Below are 18,367 nucleotides of genomic sequence, written 5' to 3'. Positions count from 1 at the left end.
TGTAAAAGAGCTTAAAATTGAAAATAAATAAAGTTATTCTGGCGATTCACACTAAAGAGTACCATTACTATAATGAATAGTAGGTATATGACCCATCGCACCCAACGTCGTCTGTTCCAAACAAGTTCATACACACGATCATTTCCTTTATAAAAATGAATGATTTGAACTACAACAATTAGAAATAAACTTAGCAAGAGCTCTAACTGATCGTGATATACATTCACGGTACTCGAGGAGGTTGAGAACATATTATTAAGATAAATTCCTGCTTGACCAATATTTGGTGATCTGAAAAATATGGTAACAATGCCTATTAAGGTAAATAACATAGCTCCGTTAAGGACTTTGATAATTTTCATTTTATAGCTTAAGCCCAATGCACTTAAAATATTTCTTCTAGTAGGTACAGTTTTAATATCCGCAATAAACAACACTCCACATAATACCCCCCAAACCACAAAGGTCCAACTTGCACCATGCCATAAACCAGTGAAGAAAAAAACGACCATCATCGCAGATACCTTAGAAAACTTAAACTTTCGCACCAAAGGAATATAAAGGTAGTCCCTGAACCATTTCATAAGAGAAATATGCCACTTTCTCCAGAAGTCCCCCATGGAGTTTAAAAAAAAAGGGCGATTAAAATTTTGCATCAAATTATATCCCATAATCTGGGCCGCCCCAATTGCGATGCTACAATAGCCAGAAAAATCATAATATATCTGAAATAAAAAAAAGTAACTACCAATTAGTAGCGGTAAACCTCTATAGTCTGCCGCATTATAATGCAGATCATCTACATACACCCCTAATCGATCAGCCACCACAAGTTTTAAAAAGAATCCCCACGCCATCATTATGAGCCCCTTTTTCACGCGATCGGCATCAAAATGAACCTCTTTACTAAACTGCGGAAGCAACCTTTTAGTCCGCTCTATAGGACCTGCAACAAGCTGAGGGAAAAAAGAAACAAATAAGGCATACTTTCCAAGATGCCGCTCCGCCGGAATTTCTCTCCTATATACATCGATACTGTAACTCATCGTTTGAAAGGTATAAAAGCTAATCCCAATAGGCAGAAGTATTTTAACGTAGTCTGAGTGCTCTCCAGCAACTGCATCCATATGAATTCCAAAAAAAGCCAGAACCTCTACAGCATTTTGGGTAAAAAAAACAAAATATTTAAAAAAGAACAACAGTCCTAAGTTAGTAAGGATACTTAAATATAAATATCGCTTTCGGATTTTTAGATCACTGTGTTTTTCCATCTTAAGACCACAGAAATAATCTATAATGGTAGAGGTCCATAGCAAAAGTAATAACATAGGTTCCAAATACATATAGAAAAAATAACTACAAAATAGCAGCCACATCCATCGGTACTGATGCTTTAAGAAATAAAAGACAAATACTGCAATTGGGAAGAAAAACAGGAAATCGAATGAATTAAACAGCATTAGGTTTTGGTTTATCATTAAAACTAGTATTGTTATTAATAATTAGTTGAAATCAAACGACTAAACACCTAAATATTTGTTGAAATTAACAAAGAGGCTTCCTGCTTTTCTCCCGTGTACTTCAGATCAATGGATTTTGAGATGACACTTATAAAGCGCTAAAATCTTCGCGGTATTACTTGATGCTTCCCCTTTAGAAACCACCGCGATGAAATCCTTACTGCTGAAGTTTATTTATCCACTTTAAGGTCACAAGCAACTTTATGTTTATATTTACCAGGTATTAAATAAAAACAGATGCATCTATTGAGTTTTACATGGGATCCAAATCAAGTGTTACTTGACCTAGGGTTTTTCCAGCTACGTTACTACAGTTTAATGTTTGTGATCGCTTTTTCGTTAGGATGGTTTATCATGAAAAGGATTTACAAAAATGAAAATCAAACAGAAGAAGCTTTAGATTCTCTTTTTATATACACCGTATTAGCTACCCTTATAGGAGCGCGTTTAGGCCACTTCTTATTTTATGAACCCAGTGTTTTTATCACAGACCCCTTAAGTATCATTCTGCCGTTCCAATTCACTCCAGAGTTTGAATTCACAGGGTTTAGAGGACTGGCCAGTCATGGTGCTGCAATTGGAATCATCATCGCCATGTATTACTATAGCAAAAAAATCATAAAAAAGCCCATTCTTTGGATACTAGATCGAATAGTGATCCCGGTTGCTATAGGGGGTGTTTTTGTCAGAATTGGAAACTTTTTTAATTCCGAGATCATCGGTAAACCGACCAATTCGGATTATGGAGTTGTCTTTGCTCAATTAGGAGAATCTTTTCCAAGGCACCCTGCACAACTTTATGAGGCAGCAGGATATATTCTTGTTTTTATAATCTTGTGGTATTTTTACTGGAAAACAGATAAGAAAAATAAATCAGGCTATATATTCGGGCTCTTTTTAGTGCTACTTTGGACGGTACGATTTGTTGCAGAATTTTATAAAAAATCACAGGGAGGATTCGAGAGTGAACTCGGATTACTCTCCACTGGTCAGTGGCTCAGTATTCCATTTATAATTATCGGAATTTACTTAATGTTTAGATCAACTGCGCAAACCTCAACATCATCTAAAACAACATGATCAATTTTATAATCAGAACTTTAGTCCTAATCATTCTTCTTTGTATGGCTTTCGTTAGTTGTCAAACACAAACCAAAAAAGAAATCAAGACCACCGAAGTTAGTTTTAAAAAGGAAGGTGAATTAAGCATCTACCAAGGAGACTCCCTAAAGATAGGAAATATTGATATCGAAATTGCTGACAATGAATACGAGCGTCAAACTGGCCTTATGTATAGGACCTCTATGGAGCAAAATCAAGGAATGCTTTTTATTTTCGAAGACGAGCAACCGCGTTCCTTTTATATGAAAAACACTAGTATTCCACTAGATATCTTATTTATAGATAGCAATAACACCATTATCAATACCATTGAAAATGCAGCTCCATTGTCAGAAGAATCCTTGCGATCACAGGGAGCGGCTCAATATGTATTAGAACTTAATGCTGGAATGATTCAGATGTGGAAACTACAAAGCGGTGACCGCATTGAATTCACCCAGAAATAAGTAAACATCACACCAGGTAAAACAATAGAATTAAGGAGCTGCATAATATTTACAGCTCCTTTCTTAATTTTAAAGAAACCTCTTTCAATGGACAAGATCCGTTTTATGTCTTTTACGTAATGCTTTAGCAGCATTGACCATTTTTATTAAAGCATCTTTAGTCTCCTGCCATCCTCTAGTTTTTAACCCACAGTCAGGATTCACCCATAAGTTTTCTATAGGAATTAGATTCGCGGCTTTTTCTAATAAGACTATCATCTCATTTTCAGAGGGCACCCTTGGAGAGTGAATATCATAGACTCCAGGACCTATTTCATTAGGGTATTTAAAATCTACAAAGGCTTCGAGTAATTCCATATGAGAACGAGAAGTTTCTATAGTAATTACATCAGCATCCATAGCTGCGATGTGCTTTATAATATCATTGAATTCGGAATAACACATATGGGTGTGAATCTGTGTGGTATCCTTTACCCTGTAGGCACTAATTCTAAATGCGTTAATCGCCCAATCGAGATAAACTTCCCAATCCTTTCGTTTCAAAGGAAGTCCTTCGCGAATGGCAGGTTCATCAATTTGAATAATCTTAATACCCGCTTTTTCTAGATCTCTTACCTCTTCTCCTATGGCAAGTGCAATTTGATTTGCCGTAACTTCACAAGGCTGATCGTCCCGTACAAAAGACCATTGTAAAATAGTGACAGGACCTGTTAACATACCCTTTACAGGTAATCCTGTTAGCCCTTGTGCATAGGAGGTCCATTTCACAGTCATTGGATGTGGTCTGTGGACATCTCCAAAAATTATAGGAGGCTTGACCGCTCTAGATCCATAACTTTGAACCCAGCCAAATTTTGTAAAAACAAATCCTTCCAATTGCTCCCCAAAGTACTCTACCATATCATTGCGTTCAAATTCCCCATGCACTAGGACATCCAATCCTATTTCCTCCTGCCATAAAACAGCTTCTTTGATGGCTTGTGCAATTTTTAAATCATAGTCACTTTGAGAAATTCGCTTGTTTCTTAGCCTTGAACGCAAAGCCCTGACCTGAGTTGTTTGTGGGAAAGACCCAATGGTAGTGGTAGGAAACAAAGGAAGCCTTAAATGCGCTTTTTGAAGTGATTGCCTAATTTTAAATTCACTCAAGCGATGCGCCTTGGAATCCACCAAATCATCCATAGCTTGTTTCACTATTTTTTTGTGAATCAATTCAGAATGTAATTTATCATGAATCACTTTTGTGTTCTCTTCTAAAACACTTACATGCTTAGACGGTTCATGAGCCAATTCACACAATTGGACAACTTCTTTTAGTTTTTGTTTTGCAAAAGCCATCCAATTTTTAACCTCATTGGGTAAACTATCAGTGTGATGCTCTTGATCCAAATCAAAAGGCACATGCAAAAGAGAACACGAAGGTGCAAGCAATACTCTTGAGGCTCCTAAATTGCCTGTTGCTTTTTCAATAAGTTCGAGAGAATTCTTATAATCATTTTTCCAAATATTACGCCCATCAACGATTCCTAGAGAGAGGCTCGTATTAGGGTCCAAAGATTCTAACACCTTATCAAGCCCTTCTTTTCCACGTACTAGGTCAATATGCAAGGCGTATACAGGAAGTTTTGCTACCCATGGAGCACACTGATCCAGATCACCAAAATAAGTCGCCAAAATCACCTTTAAGCCAGGGACTTCATTAGCAATGCGTTTAAAAACCTCTTTATATTGATCCGCTAGGTCTTTAGCAACATCCATTACCAAAAAAGGTTCATCAATTTGAATCCAACTTGCTCCTGAATTCTTAATTTTCTGTAGGAGCTTAATATAAACTGGTAGTAGCTTTTCCAGTAAGCTTAATCGGTTAAAACCAGGCTCTTTCTCTTTGCCTAATAGCAAATAAGACAAAGGTCCAATTAATACTGGTTTAGGTGTTATACCAATGGCTATAGCCTCTTGGAGTTCATTAAGAATTTTATCAGGGCTGAGTTCAAATTCCTGATCCATGTAAAACTCGGGAACGATATAATGATAATTCGTATCGAACCATTTGGTCATCTCCATGGCAATAACGTCAGCTCCTTCTCTTTGTTGACCTCTGGCCATTGCAAAGTATAGATCTAAATTACGATCTTTAAGATTAAAGCTTTCTTTGTAACGAGGCGGGATAGCCCCCAAGATAAAACTGAGGTCCAGTACTTGATCGTACAAAGAGAAATCATTGGTGGGAATAAGCTCAATTCCTTTTTGCTGTTGAATAAGCCAATGCTCTTTTCGAAGTTCCTTCGCCTTTAGAAGTAGTGTGTCTTGGGAAATTTTACCTGACCAATAGTCCTCTAAAGCGAACTTAAGTTCTCTTTTGGCACCAATACGCGGGTACCCTAGATTGTGTGTAATCATCTGTGTGAATTAAATCAGTTAAACAAGTATTGTTCAAGACTTAAGACGCCTTGCTGATTTAAAACTAGTATCAATGCGAATTTGCCTTCTCAACAAGGCAGATGACCATCAATACGTGATATAGCTTCAAATCGCGAAAGCATTATCATTTTAGTAGCGGCAGGTCTCCTGGCTTGTAACATTTTCACTTCCTTCCCATCATTAAAGACAGTGGATTTCTTTGTAAAAACTAATATGGTTACTTACAGTTGCGCGACAGCTTGTGATTTTCACACAATTCCCTCTTAGTTGGATTCCCCCAAACCGTACTAGACTGATTCCTATGTAAAGAACATTTTAAAGCAATAAAATTACGTAATAATTTATCGAAATGGGGCTGAAAAGTCCCTAACAAAAGGTTATAATGCAAGAAGATTTGTTAGGGAAATCGATGTTGAATGCATCCAAGACCCAAAAGTAAAAGTAATACAGAAAAAATAGCTACTTGAAAGACAAGGTCATAAAAAAAGAACTGCCTTGCTGACAGTTCTTTTTTATAATCTTAAAATAATTACTTTTAACTAAGCATCTAAAGCTTTATCCTGTTCTCCTTTATCTTTAGTGGTATCAAACATAATGGGAGTCGCGATAAATATAGATGAGAACGTACCTATGGTAATACCTACAATCATGGCAAACATAAATCCACGTAAGGACTCACCACCAAAAATAAAGATGGCGATAAGCACTACCAAGGTCGTTAAGGAAGTATTTAAAGTCCTACTTATGGTGCTATTCAAAGCGCTGTTAACAATGGCCGTACCTCTCCAACCACGCTTTTGAGTTTCTTCTCGAATCCTATCAAATACAATCACCGTATCGTTGATAGAGTACCCTACAACCGTTAAGATCGCCGCGATAAAAGATTGATCTACCTCCATACTAAAAGGCATCAAATGCGAGGTCAGGGAGAATACTCCAAGAACGATTATAACGTCGTGGGTTAGGGCGGCAACCGCTCCTAAGGAGAACTGCCATTTACGGAATCGAAGTAGAATATATAAAAAGATCACTACTAAAGAACCAAGAACAGCCCAAAGTGCATCTTTTTTAATATCATCTGCAATAGTAGGGCCTACTTTAACGGCTTGTAAGATACCGATTTCAGAAGCGTTTGCACCTAAAGTAAAATCTTCATAGGTGAAATTCTCTGGATAATACTTACTAAGATTATCATATAACAAGCCTTGAATTTCGTTGTCTACTTCACTACCTTCAACATCAACTTTATACTTGGTGGTGATTTTAACCTGATTGGCATCTCCAAAAGTCTTTACCTCAGTACTTCCTAAAACAGCACTTAGTTCTTCCCCAATCTGAGTAGGATTCACAGGGTCTACGAATCGAACTTGATAAGAACGACCACCGACAAAATCAATCCCACCTTCAAGTCCTTTGGTAGTTAAACTAACAATACTGATAAGTACGAGAATACTTGAAATGATATACGCAATTTTCCTTTTCCCTAGAAAATTAATATTTAGGTTTTTAGGTAGTTTATCTGTAATAAATGTCGTGAAGGTGAAATTCTTTTTACTTTTTGAAAAATCACGCTCTAACATTAGTCGGGTTACAAATATCGCGGTAAATAAAGAAGTAAGAATACCAATGATTAAGGTAGTTGCAAAACCTTGAATCGGTCCAGAACCAAACATCAAAAGTACAATTGCCGTTAATCCAGTGGTAATGTTCGCATCAAGAATTGAAGATAATGCATTTCCAAAACCATCAGCGATTGCCTGAATCTGCCCTTTACCAGCGCGTAATTCCTCTTTAACACGTTCAAATATAATCACGTTTGCATCCACCGACATACCAATGGTCAGTACAATACCGGCAATACCCGGAAGCGTAAGCACAAAGCCTAGTCCAGCAAGTATCCCAAATATCAAAACAATGTTAAGAACAAGAGCAACATCGGCATATAAGCCTGCTCTGCCATAATAGGTAATCATCCAAAGAAGCACTAAGAAAGCAGCTACTAAGAAGGAGAACATTCCACTATCGATCGCCTCTTGCCCTAAAGATGGTCCAACAACTGCAGATTGAATAATTTCAGCTGATGCTGGCAGTTTACCTGCTCTTAAAACGTTTGCTAAATCATTTGCTTCATTAAGGGTGAAGTCCCCAGATATTTCGGAATTCCCACCAGTAATAGCACCTTTAGAAACACCGGGCGCTGAGTATACTACATTATCGAGAACGATTGCAATATTACCACCCTCTCTAAAAGCTTTTCCTGTAAGTTCTTCCCATATTTTAGCACCACGGTTGTTCATCTGCATGGATACCGCTGGTCTACCAGCCATATCGTAGGTTTGCTGTGCATCGGTGATCACATCCCCACTCATATTAGGTTGACTCTCACGATTTCCTTTTAGAGCATATAGATCCAAAACCTGGGAATCTTTAGAAGCGATACCCCATGCAAATTCAACATACTGTAGATTCGCAGGTAATAACTGACGAATCTCAGGCATATTGATATACTGATTAAATTTTGCCGTATCCTTAATAGCCACTCTAGCTATAATTGGAGACCCTTGCATTCCACCACTAACCATAAGGTCATACAATGGATTAACTTGAGTAGCCACATCAGCAGAATCCTTTACAGCATCAGAAAGCAAAGAATCGATCTCTGAAACCTCCTCCTCCTCTTCTTCAGTGGTAGTAGTATCATTAACCTTTAGAATGTCTATTAACTTATTGTTAGCTGCAATCATGAAGGTATTTACATCCTCTGCCTTGAAGGTTTCCCAAAACTCTAATTGCGCAGTACTTTGTAAAAGACCCTTTACACGATCCACATCCTTAGCACCAGGTAATTCTACAAGAATCCGTCCTGAAGTTCCAAGTCTTTGAATGTTTGGAGAAGTAACTCCAAATTTATCGATACGCTGACGCAAAACTTCAAAAGCTGAAGTAATAGATTCATCAATTTTTCTACGCAAAATTGGTTGAACCTGCGCATCGGTCATTTGAAAATTAATATCCTCGCTTAATAACTTATTGGCAAAAATATCAGGGGAGGCCAACTTGGTTGTACCACCGCTGAGTTTTGTAAACTCTTGGAAGAATAAATCAACATAGTCAGCTTGGCTATTTTTAGCAGCTTCATCTGCTTGATCCAAGGCTTTATTGAACACTGGATCTTTAGAATCATTTGCCAAACCTTTCAATATATCCTTAACGGAAATCTGAAGGGTTACGTTGATCCCTCCTTTAAGGTCTAAACCTTTGTTAAGTTCTTTCTCCTTTACTTCCTTCCATGTGAAGTCTGTAAATCCAAGATCAAATACCTTTTCATTTTGAAGTGAATCTAAGTATCTAGATTCCACGCTCTCACGCTTCGCCACATAGTCCTCTTCTTGATCTGAGATTTTATTGTAAGCATACTCCTCTGCATCTGCTTCTACCTTATTTGCAACAAAGGTAAATGACAACTGATAAATACTTACAAGAGCGAACAAAACGGCAAATAGCCTAACAAGTCCTTTATTCTGCATTCTGATTTATTTTAATGGTCAATTATAAAAACGGACAAATATAGCGTTTACGATATGAACTGACAATTATTTTTTCCAACATTTAATCCATAAAAAATCCCACGAAAGTGTAAACTTCGTAGGATATTTTATTAATTCGATAAAAGAATGGTAATTTTTACAATTCTAATAGGCCGTTGGTTTTACGAACACCTGCAGCACTTTCTTCCATTTTAGCTTTTTCGGCTTCCGTCAACTCGATCTCAACAATACGCTCGATTCCGTTCTTACCAAGGATAACTGGCACTCCTATACTGATGTCACTCATTCCATACTCCCCTTCTAAAAGTGCAGAGCACGGAAACATTTTCTTCTGATCACAAGCGATGGCTTGAACAAGTCCAGAAACTGCCGCTCCAGGCGCATACCATGCAGATGTTCCTAGTAATTTCGTAAGTGTAGCCCCTCCAACTTTAGTTTCCTCACTTACTTGAGTAAGACGCTCTTCAGAGAGAATTTTATGAACTGGAAGACTGTTACGAGTCGCTAATCGGGTCAATGGTATCATTCCTGTATCACTATGACCTCCTATAACCATTCCATCAACATCAGATATTGGAGCCTCTAACGCTTCTGCTAGTCTGTATTTAAAACGAGCACTATCTAAAGCACCACCCATTCCGATAATTTTATTCTTAGGAAGACCAGTTGTTTTGTGAACCAAATAAGTCATGGTATCCATTGGATTACTAACCACTATAATAATCACATTTGGAGAGTGTTTAATCAAATTATCAGCTACCTCCTTAACAATCCCAGCATTGATTCCAATAAGTTCCTCACGAGTCATGCCAGGTTTACGTGGTATACCACTGGTAATCACGGCAATATCCGTATCGGAAGTTTTGAAATAATCTCCAGTAACCCCTGTAATTTTGGTATCAAAACCATTTAAAGAGGCTGTTTGCATCAAATCCATAGCTTTCCCTTCTGCATATCCTTCTTTGATATCCAATAAAACGACCTCCGATGCGAAGTTTTTAATAGCAATGTATTCGGCGCAGCTCGCACCTACTGATCCCGCACCAACAACTGTAACTTTCATATTTTTTAAAGATTTATATTTAAACGTTGAATGTTAAAAACACAAAGCTACTAATTTTAACACAATCAGTAGCTTTGAAATTTTATAAAATAAGTTGAATTTTTAACCTTTATGGTTAAAAAAGCAGATTCTAATTCAATCTATTATCACATCATTTGCAAAAGTTTCTTGGACTTGCATTTTCACTTTTTCCTTGTCTCCTACAATGATCAGGGTCATATCCTTTGGTCTGATATACTTCTTAGTCATTTCACTTATCTGCTCAGGGGTAATGGCCATTATGTTATCCACCTTGTTCACCAACCAAGACTCTGGGAGTCCGTGCAAATCCAAGAAGCTCAGTTGACCAATTATACCACCTGGTGAAGAATTTTGCAATACAAACACCCCGGCCTCATAATTTTTTATTCCATCGAGCTCCTCTGTACTAGGGACCGAATCTTGAAGTCTGATAATTTCTTTTTTAATCTCCTGCAAGGATGCTCCTGTAAATTCAGAGGTAACATCAGCCGATTCATACCACACTCCAGACTTATAGTTACTCGTCAAACTGCTATGAGGCGAATATGTATACCCTTTGTCTTCACGTATATTACTGGTGATTCGTGATCCGAAGGAGCCACCAAGAAGGGAGTTAGTGATATCCAAAGCCAAGTAATCATCATTGGAAGGATCAATGGTAGGCAATCCATAAATTATGGTAGATTGTGGTGCATTTGGTCGATCAATTATTTGAACTAAATGTTGCGTTTGTGGCTCAGCAATCGGATAATTGACCTCGGGTCCAGCTTGCCAAGACTCAAAATCCGCTCGAACTTCCTCTTCTACTTTGGCTGGATCAAATTTACCCACCACATAGATGACCGTTCTTTTTGCGCCAAAATTATCATTGTAAAACGCAGTAATATCTTGCAAGTCGTACGAAGCGATCATCGTGTCAGTAGGGTAAAAATTCCCGTAAGGATGATCCTTGTACAATTTATCAAAAAAAGCGGCATTGGCTTGAGCGCTTGGCCTTGACAAACTTATAGCCAGATTCCTTTTCATATCGTTTTTAAGGCGATCAAGTTCCGTCTCAGGCCATTTAGGATACCGCAACACCTCAGCCATCACTTCTATTGCAGATGTGGTGAATTCAGACAACACACTTGTATTTAAGGAGGTCACATGTGGACTGACGGAAATATTTAGATTTCCACCCATAGCAGCCATGGTATCTGAAAGTACTTTTGCATCCATCGAACGGCTCCCTTGCTCCATTAAATCGGCCAAAAGATCACAGAGCCACACCTGGTCTTTACCCTCGTTAATATTTCCAGTTTTAACCTGAATACTAATAGTAGCTTTAGGAATAGCACCATATGGGACCATGACAAGTTCTAATCCATTATCCAGTTGTACTACTTGTTTTTCAGGAAGGGTAAATGCCCGAGGCTCTCCACCCTCTGGGGGCAGTTGTTTCTCTTGTGCAGCTAGTGTGCACACAAAACAAAGCATCAAAATATATACGTATACGGTTTTCATCTTTGGCTCGTTTTAGAATTATCTAACAATGGGTTTACTACCAATACTGTTCTATTGGTTGGTCGCAAGTAGGCATCTATGGTTGCATGCATAAGCTCTGGTGTTACTTTTTTAAATTCCTCCTCCAGCGTATTGATTCTAGCTGGATCATCATCAAATAAAGCAAAACTACACAACAAGTCCGCTCTCCCTAGTCCGAAGGATCCCCCAAGTTCATCATATAGACTTGATCTCATCTTTACTAAGGCTCCAGCTACGCTCTCTTTTGTAACCTGTGACTTTAGGTTGGTAATAACGGAATCCACCGCAGTCATCACCTGGTCCTTTGAGGTATTGTTATCATAGGTTAAATTAAACATCCAAAGCATAGGGCCTTTGTAGTTAAACATATTCCCCAGGTAATTAATCCCCCCACTGACATGAGATGTAAACCCATTTTCATTAACAAGTTTCTGCCGTAGCAATGAATTATCCCCTTGGACTAAAATCTGATCTAAAAGTCCCATTGCGTAATATTCCGGAGTATTGCGCTCAGGCATTTTGTAAGCTACTGCAAGTGCAGGCTTATTGGCCAAAGAATCATCTTTTATAAAAAACTTTTCTTTGGTTTGCTCCGGTTCTGTAATATCAGGCATTGCAGGAAGTTCAGCAGAAGGAATATCGCCAAAATACTTTTGAATCCAATCCTTTACCTCTTGTGTGGAAAAATCACCAACAACAGCTAATGCAGCATTATTAGGCGCATAATAAGTTTTAAAGAAATCAGCAACATCTTGCAGGTTCGCAGAATCTAGATCTTCTAAATCTCCGTAGAAATTATGAGCATTGTACCAATTTTCATTGGCATATTGAGGCATATCAAGCCAAGGAAATCCACCGTATGGCTGATTGAGTACATTGACCTTCACTTCATTTTTAACCACACCTTGTTGGTTGGTAAGATTTTCTTGAGTGATGTCTAGGCCTCTCATACGATCTGCTTCAGCCCAGAGCATGGTTTCTAACTTATGCGCAGGTACAATCTCGAAATAATTAGTAAAATCAAAACGAGTGGAACCATTTAAAATTCCACCATTCTTTTGTACTAGATTAATAAATTCCATTTTCCCAAGATTTTCAGAACCTTGGAACATCATGTGTTCGAATAAATGAGCGAATCCCGTTCTATCTTTCGGCTCAATTCTAAAACCAATATTGTAGTACACGGCGACAATAGCCGTTGGAGCTGTATCATCCTTAGAGAGGATAACCTTTAGCCCATTGTCAAGTTTAAAGTACTCCACAGGCACCGAGTAGGTGCTGGTAGGGACCTCTTTATCTGCACCTGATTTCTGCTCATTACAAGACAGAAAAAAAAGACACAGAAGCAACAAAAGTTGTAGTTTCATAAGAATTTATTTTTAGTTTTTAGCGTTGATGGTCCCAACTAAAATACAAAAACAAATCACTCATAAACTAAAACCACCTACTAATTCGATGAGTAACATCCTCAAGACCAACCATAAAAGGCTCATCTATCATCACAGGTGTAAAAAATAAAAGAGGGCAAGCACAATACCCTCTTTTACGCAAACTAACATTAAAAAACAGTCAACTGTTTTTCTTTTCAAAACTCTTTTTAACTATATACTATCTATACCCTGGATTCTGATATGCTTCTATTTCCGCCTCTGTCATCTCCATTCCCTCGAGTTGTCCCTGTGGGATTGGGCGCAAATAATGATAATCCTCAATGGTACGAGTAAAAGTCTCTGGAGTATGATTTCCAAGTTCTGGGCCAGCGATTTCATAGCTACCGGCAAGTTCTTGCCATTTCTGAGTTCTTACCAAATCAAACCAACGGTACCCTTCTCCATAGTACTCACGAGAACGCTCAGCAAGTATATAATCAATGGTAATTGTTCCAGGTGTCGCACTGACCATTTCAGCACTGTGATCCTCGATTTTCTCCTCATTACCATTGTTATCCCAACGCCATTTTCCGGCTCTAGCTCTAATTACATTTATTAAATCTCTAGCACTTTGCCCTGAAGTGGCAGCTCCTTTAACGGCCGCTTCTGCAGCAATGAAATACAATTCTGAAAACTTCGCGATATTAAATGGTCTTGTAGAACCCGCATTAGGCGAACCTAAACCATCGCCGTTATCTGTTCTATAGGTACCCAACTTCCATAGTCCTGGATAAGTGAATCTACTAATTCCTCTAGGGGAGATCACAAAATCCGCACGACCTGGCAACACCCCTGCTCCAATTCCACTATTGTACTCGGAGTTTGAATAATCAATCGAAACAGCAGGTTCTTCATCTAAAAATGTCAATACAGCATCGCCAGGATAGATTGGTAGAGAATTAGCTCCATACATCACCTGAGCATCTGTTCCACCCTTTGGCCAATTTGCTCTATAAGTCGTCACAAAGGTTCCATCGTATCTGGAATCATCTACCTTGTTTGCAAAGGTTTCCTCCACCACATTAATGGTTGGACACATACGAGTCCATGGACGACCATATGCTTGAGCTGCCTCCCTTTGAACAGAACTCGCTTCACTTGTCCAATCTGGATCCAAGGAGCTTTTCAAGTTGGTATAATTCCAAGTCATCATCCAAACTGCAAAGTTATCTGGTGCCCCACCACTACCGTAGGTTAAGCTACCTCCATTGTAGAGTTCACTATCCTCGGTATGATCGGCGTAAAGTAAGATCTCATTATTTCTATCATTGGAGGCTAAATGCACATCATAATAGGTTTCTTGCAATCCAAATGGTCCTGGGTTTTGGATTCCTTCCATAGCCACATCATAAGCCCGTTGGAAATACCACTGCGCATCGTGCCCATCAGGATCGGTTCTGGCTGTCTCTGGGTAAGTTGGAATGTTACCAGGGTTTTCTAACCACCATGCGTAGGTAAGGTAAGCCTTGGCTAAGTATAGTCTAGCAAGTGTTTTGGTAGCCCCACCTGTAACACGTCCTTCTACGGGAAGATCGTTTACAGCGGTGATTAAATCAGGGAATATGGCTTTAGTATACACCTCTGGAACGGTATTTCGAACCGAAGTTCTGGCCGTTGATGTGTTAAACTTTAATTCACCTGCCCCAAGATCAAGAGGCACACCGCCAAAAGTTTGTACCAATAAAAAGTAATCAAAGGCTCTAAAGAATCGCGCCTCTGCAATAAGAGCCTCAGGAATAGTTCCTACAACCGCCGCATTTTCAATAATACCACTTGCAGTATTGATGTTGGTAAAGGCTGTTCCCCAGAGTACATCTGATCTACTGGTTGACGCGGTTAATTGTCCAACTCCAGAGAGATCCATGTCTTTGAAGTTTCCATCTGCACTTTGTGCATAGGTGGCCTCATCAGTTCCTGTAAGACAAGAATTATAGTAATATGCTTGACCATAGATATAACGCAAATGCGCATACATAGCTGTCAACCCTCCAAGTACCCCGTTTTCCGTTTGGAAATACCCAGGTTCATATATACTCCTGGGTTGTTCTTCTAATATATCTTTAGAACAGGAAGCCATAAGAAACAACAGCAGTCCTATTCCTATAAATGTTACTTTATAAATACGTTTCATGCTTCTATTTTTTTTAAAATGTTAGATTTAATCCTACCAAGAAATTTCTAGTTGCAGGAGTATTGGTTCCAATAATCAGTAACCTTCTTTGTCCACCTACGGCAACATTCTCATCCCCATAAGAATTCGTCTCTGGGTCCATTCCAGATTCTCTGTGGTATGGTGAAAACATCACAAGTGGATTCTGAACAGTTAGGTAAAGTCTGAACTTCTCAAGTCCAAGATCAGAAAAGAACTCTTGATCAAAATTATATCCCAAAGACAAGGTTCTTATTTTAAGATATGAAGCATCAAAATATCCTAAGGTACTTCCGTATTTTGGGTTATCACTACTTTGAACACCACCTGGTTTTGGATATTTAGCTCCTGTGTTTTCTGGAGTCCAGTAATCAACACGTACGTTATTTCCAGCACGGCCGTTTAGGGTATTTAAATACCCAGAAGAGCTATAGAGGGAACTAATAAGCACACCTCCACTTTTAAATGCTCCTACTGCTGTTAGATCAAAATTCTTATAAGAGAATCGCGTATTAAATCCACCTTGGAAATCTGGTTCAAGGCTCATGATCTGTCTATCCTCTGGTCCAATAGCACGCTCTGGGGTTCCATCCGCATTGTATCCACCAGTGTATTTCACCTTGATCATCCCTGGGTTACCTCCTGGTTCTAAAATATCTAAATACGGATCATCTTCTTGCCAAAGTCCTACTTTTTCATAGTCATAGATCACATCAATTGGGTGGCCCACAAACCACCAATTTGACTCATCAAGCTCTTGCCCAGAGGCTAGCTTAACAAGCTTGTTTCTATTAGCATACACATTAATTCCAGCCTCCCAGCTAAATCCATCCGGATTGTCTATTATTAAACCATTTAGAGAAACTTCGACCCCTTTATTTTGCGTTTGTCCTATGTTAGCAGTATAACTATTCACACCAGAGGTGGAAGGTAGATTTACACCTAACAGCACATCTTTTGTATCTTGAACATAATATTCTACTGTACCAGAGAGTCTGTGGTTAAAAAGAGAGAAGTCCACCCCAACGTTATACGTCTCAGAATACTCCCAACCTAAATTTTCATTTGGTAATTCTGACACATAATATCCTGTGGAGAATTCCTCTCCGAAGTTATAAGGCCTTGTATTAAGAAGTCCCAATGTTTTATACGGATCAATCGCCTGATTAGCCGTTTGTCCATATCCTACTCTTAGCTTTAATTGATTGACAACATCGCTATTCTCTAAGAAAGGTTCACTTCCAATATTCCATCCTGCAGACACCGCTGGATAGGAATGCCACTTTTGACCATCCGCCAATCGGGAGGAACCATCAGAACGAAATGCCGCACTCAACATATAACGATCGTCAAAAGAATACATTACCCTTCCCATATATGACATAAGCCCCCATACGGAATACCATTGTTGACTTGGGTCTACTTTAATTTCTCCTTCCGCTCTACCTAAGTTATAAAACTGAAAATGGTCAGCAGGAATATCCTGAGCAGACATATAAGAACGGTTGTAACGCTCCTCTTGAGAAGAATACAATGCTGTTACATTAATATGATGTTTTTCCGCGAAAGTTTTATCGTAAGTCAATAGATTCTCAACGGTCCAGCTGGTAGTGTGAGAATTAGCTACAGAGGCTGAAGAAGGGTTGTTTGGATTTCCGTTAAAAACACCTTCCCCTGTATAATTTCCATCATTACTTTGCCTGTAATTAAGCCCTACGTTAATTCTATATTTTAATCCATCGATAAATGGAATCTTCAACTCCCCAAATAAACTGTTATAAGAGCTAAATGATCTATTTTGGTTAATGTACTTATCCCCTAAGGAATAGAAACGATCATTAGTTGGCACCCATTGTGCACCCGATGTCTGCTCTAAAATAGTCTCTTTCAAGCTACCATCCTCGTTATATGGATTGGCAATAGGAGAGCGTGCAAGGGCCATTCCCACTGCAGGCACACTACTACCATCAGTAATGGCATAGTTATTATTTGTAGTAAGTCCAACTCGTAATAAGGATCCTATATTTTGATCAAAATTAGCTCGCATGGAAATACGCTCATATTCCTGTAAGGGAACAACACCTTCATTTTTGTAATATCCCAATCCAAAATTATAACTTCCACTTTCAGTTCCTCCAGTAACACCCACATCATGACTGGTTAATGTCCCTGTTTGGAATATCAGATCTTGCCAGTCTGTATAAATATCATCAGACTCATCAAGTGTGTTCTGATACTGTCCTGCAGCGGCTCTAAGTTTCACAAACTCTTCTCCGTTCATCATCGGAAATTCTGAAAACAAGGTGGAGATACCCGAGTACCCATTATAAGTAAAGGTAGCCTTTTGCCCTACAGCACCTGTTTTAGTAGTTATAAGGATGACCCCATTGGCACCACGAGAACCATAAATAGCAGATGAAGAAGCATCCTTCAAGATATCGATACTTTCAATATCATTTGGATTGATATCTCCAATAGAACCTGCAAATGGAATACCATTAAGTACAATTAATGGATCGTTACTTGCATTCAAAGAACGTGTACCACGAATTCGAATTTGCATCGAGGCCCCTGGCTTGGAAGAGGTTTGTGTCATTTCAACCCCGGCAATTCTACCTTGTAGGGCTTGGGATATATTTGGAGAAGGTACCTCTGTAATGGCTTCTGATTTAATAGAAGCTACAGAACCGGTAACGGCTTCGCGCCTTTGGGTACCATATCCCACTACTACAACCTCGTCTAATTGCTGGGTGTCTTGTTCAAGGGTCACATTGATCTGATTTCTACCGTTAACATTTACTCGTTGAACGGCAAAACCAATGTAACTAAATTCTAAAACTGCATCGGCAGGCACATTAGAAAGCGAGTACTTTCCATCAAAATCCGTTGTGGTTCCAGAATTAGTTCCAGAGACGATTACAGTTACACCTGGCATCGGCCCCACTTGATCAGAAACCACACCAGAAACATTTTGGTTTTGTGCGTAAAGCTCATTACCAAATACAAAGAACAAGAACAGAAGAAAACAGAATAGCATTCTTCTTTCATAATGAATTTTAAATAAAAATTGGTGAGTCATTTTGTAGAATGTTTAATGAATAAGTTAGTTTAATGTGTAATTGG

Annotated in this window: 10 protein-coding genes and 1 riboswitch; of the genes, 2 read left to right on the top strand and 8 right to left on the bottom strand. The window is 38.7% G+C overall.

All coding sequences use genetic code 11. From position 1 onward, the window contains the following. Nucleotides 1-11: 11 nt before the first annotated feature. Complete coding sequence (locus VKY50_RS02525) at nucleotides 12-1,460, bottom strand: MBOAT family O-acyltransferase (protein ID WP_324298520.1); 1,449 nt, start codon at nucleotides 1,458-1,460, stop codon at nucleotides 12-14. A 297-nt stretch (nucleotides 1,461-1,757) separates the two neighbouring features. Here VKY50_RS02525 and lgt point away from each other — a divergent pair, with 297 nt between their 5' ends. After that, a complete protein-coding gene (gene lgt, locus VKY50_RS02520; protein ID WP_324298518.1) occupies nucleotides 1,758-2,600 on the top strand; it encodes a prolipoprotein diacylglyceryl transferase in 843 nt (280 codons plus the stop codon). Nucleotides 2,601-2,644: 44 nt separating this feature from the next. After that, the gene (locus tag VKY50_RS02515; protein ID WP_324298516.1) at nucleotides 2,645-3,088 is read left to right on the top strand and encodes a DUF192 domain-containing protein; all 444 of its coding nucleotides are present in this window, start codon (nucleotides 2,645-2,647) and stop codon (nucleotides 3,086-3,088) included. A gap of 84 nt (nucleotides 3,089-3,172) precedes the next feature. Here VKY50_RS02515 and metE read toward each other — a convergent pair whose 3' ends face one another. The 7 genes from metE to VKY50_RS02480 form a co-directional block, all read right to left on the bottom strand. After that, the gene (gene metE / locus VKY50_RS02510) at nucleotides 3,173-5,488 is read right to left on the bottom strand and encodes a 5-methyltetrahydropteroyltriglutamate--homocysteine S-methyltransferase (protein WP_324298514.1); all 2,316 of its coding nucleotides are present in this window, start codon (nucleotides 5,486-5,488) and stop codon (nucleotides 3,173-3,175) included. 140 nt (nucleotides 5,489-5,628) lie between these two features. Beyond that, nucleotides 5,629-5,811: riboswitch (cobalamin riboswitch) on the bottom strand. Nucleotides 5,812-6,048: 237 nt separating this feature from the next. Further along, nucleotides 6,049-9,036 (bottom strand): protein translocase subunit SecDF, encoded by a 2,988-nt coding sequence (secDF, locus tag VKY50_RS02505; RefSeq protein ID WP_324298512.1) that lies wholly within the window; start codon nucleotides 9,034-9,036, stop codon nucleotides 6,049-6,051. Nucleotides 9,037-9,193: 157 nt separating this feature from the next. Continuing rightward, on the bottom strand, nucleotides 9,194-10,120 hold the full coding sequence (locus VKY50_RS02500) for a malate dehydrogenase (protein ID WP_324298510.1): 927 nt from the start codon (nucleotides 10,118-10,120) through the stop codon (nucleotides 9,194-9,196). 135 nt (nucleotides 10,121-10,255) lie between these two features. Next, nucleotides 10,256-11,644: a M16 family metallopeptidase gene (locus tag VKY50_RS02495; protein ID WP_324298508.1), complete on the bottom strand. Its 1,389-nt coding sequence runs from the start codon at nucleotides 11,642-11,644 to the stop codon at nucleotides 10,256-10,258. Then, nucleotides 11,641-13,032: a M16 family metallopeptidase gene (locus VKY50_RS02490; protein WP_324298506.1), complete on the bottom strand. Its 1,392-nt coding sequence runs from the start codon at nucleotides 13,030-13,032 to the stop codon at nucleotides 11,641-11,643. The genes VKY50_RS02495 and VKY50_RS02490 overlap by 4 nt, the downstream gene beginning before the upstream one ends. A gap of 241 nt (nucleotides 13,033-13,273) precedes the next feature. Further along, nucleotides 13,274-15,226 carry a RagB/SusD family nutrient uptake outer membrane protein gene (locus tag VKY50_RS02485; protein ID WP_324298504.1) on the bottom strand — a complete coding sequence of 651 codons (1,953 nt, stop codon included), beginning with the start codon at nucleotides 15,224-15,226 and terminating at the stop codon, nucleotides 13,274-13,276. A 13-nt stretch (nucleotides 15,227-15,239) separates the two neighbouring features. Continuing rightward, nucleotides 15,240-18,323, bottom strand: a complete 3,084-nt coding sequence (locus VKY50_RS02480) for a SusC/RagA family TonB-linked outer membrane protein (protein ID WP_324298502.1) — start codon at nucleotides 18,321-18,323, stop codon at nucleotides 15,240-15,242. Nucleotides 18,324-18,367 lie beyond the last annotated feature (44 nt).

It is taken from the genome of Galbibacter sp. (assembly GCF_035306585.1).
In the GTDB taxonomy this organism is placed as follows: Bacteria; Bacteroidota; Bacteroidia; order Flavobacteriales; family Flavobacteriaceae; genus Galbibacter.
Note: the sequence above shows the minus strand (reverse complement) of the source record. Positions and strands in the feature narration are given on the sequence as shown.

Excerpts from the sequence above, each read along its gene's own strand:
- VKY50_RS02525 (WP_324298520.1), bottom strand. The coding sequence starts at position 1,460 with ATGCTGTTTAATTCATTCGATTTCCTGTTTTTCTTCCCAATTGCAGTA.
- VKY50_RS02495 (WP_324298508.1), bottom strand. The coding sequence starts at position 11,644 with ATGAAAACCGTATACGTATATATTTTGATGCTTTGTTTTGTGTGCACA.
- VKY50_RS02490 (WP_324298506.1), bottom strand. The coding sequence starts at position 13,032 with ATGAAACTACAACTTTTGTTGCTTCTGTGTCTTTTTTTTCTGTCTTGT.
- VKY50_RS02500 (WP_324298510.1), bottom strand. The coding sequence starts at position 10,120 with ATGAAAGTTACAGTTGTTGGTGCGGGATCAGTAGGTGCGAGCTGCGCC.
- lgt (WP_324298518.1), top strand. The coding sequence starts at position 1,758 with ATGCATCTATTGAGTTTTACATGGGATCCAAATCAAGTGTTACTTGAC.
- secDF (WP_324298512.1), bottom strand. The coding sequence starts at position 9,036 with ATGCAGAATAAAGGACTTGTTAGGCTATTTGCCGTTTTGTTCGCTCTT.
- VKY50_RS02480 (WP_324298502.1), bottom strand. The coding sequence starts at position 18,323 with ATGACTCACCAATTTTTATTTAAAATTCATTATGAAAGAAGAATGCTA.
- VKY50_RS02515 (WP_324298516.1), top strand. The coding sequence starts at position 2,645 with ATGGCTTTCGTTAGTTGTCAAACACAAACCAAAAAAGAAATCAAGACC.
- VKY50_RS02485 (WP_324298504.1), bottom strand. The coding sequence starts at position 15,226 with ATGAAACGTATTTATAAAGTAACATTTATAGGAATAGGACTGCTGTTG.
- metE (WP_324298514.1), bottom strand. The coding sequence starts at position 5,488 with ATGATTACACACAATCTAGGGTACCCGCGTATTGGTGCCAAAAGAGAA.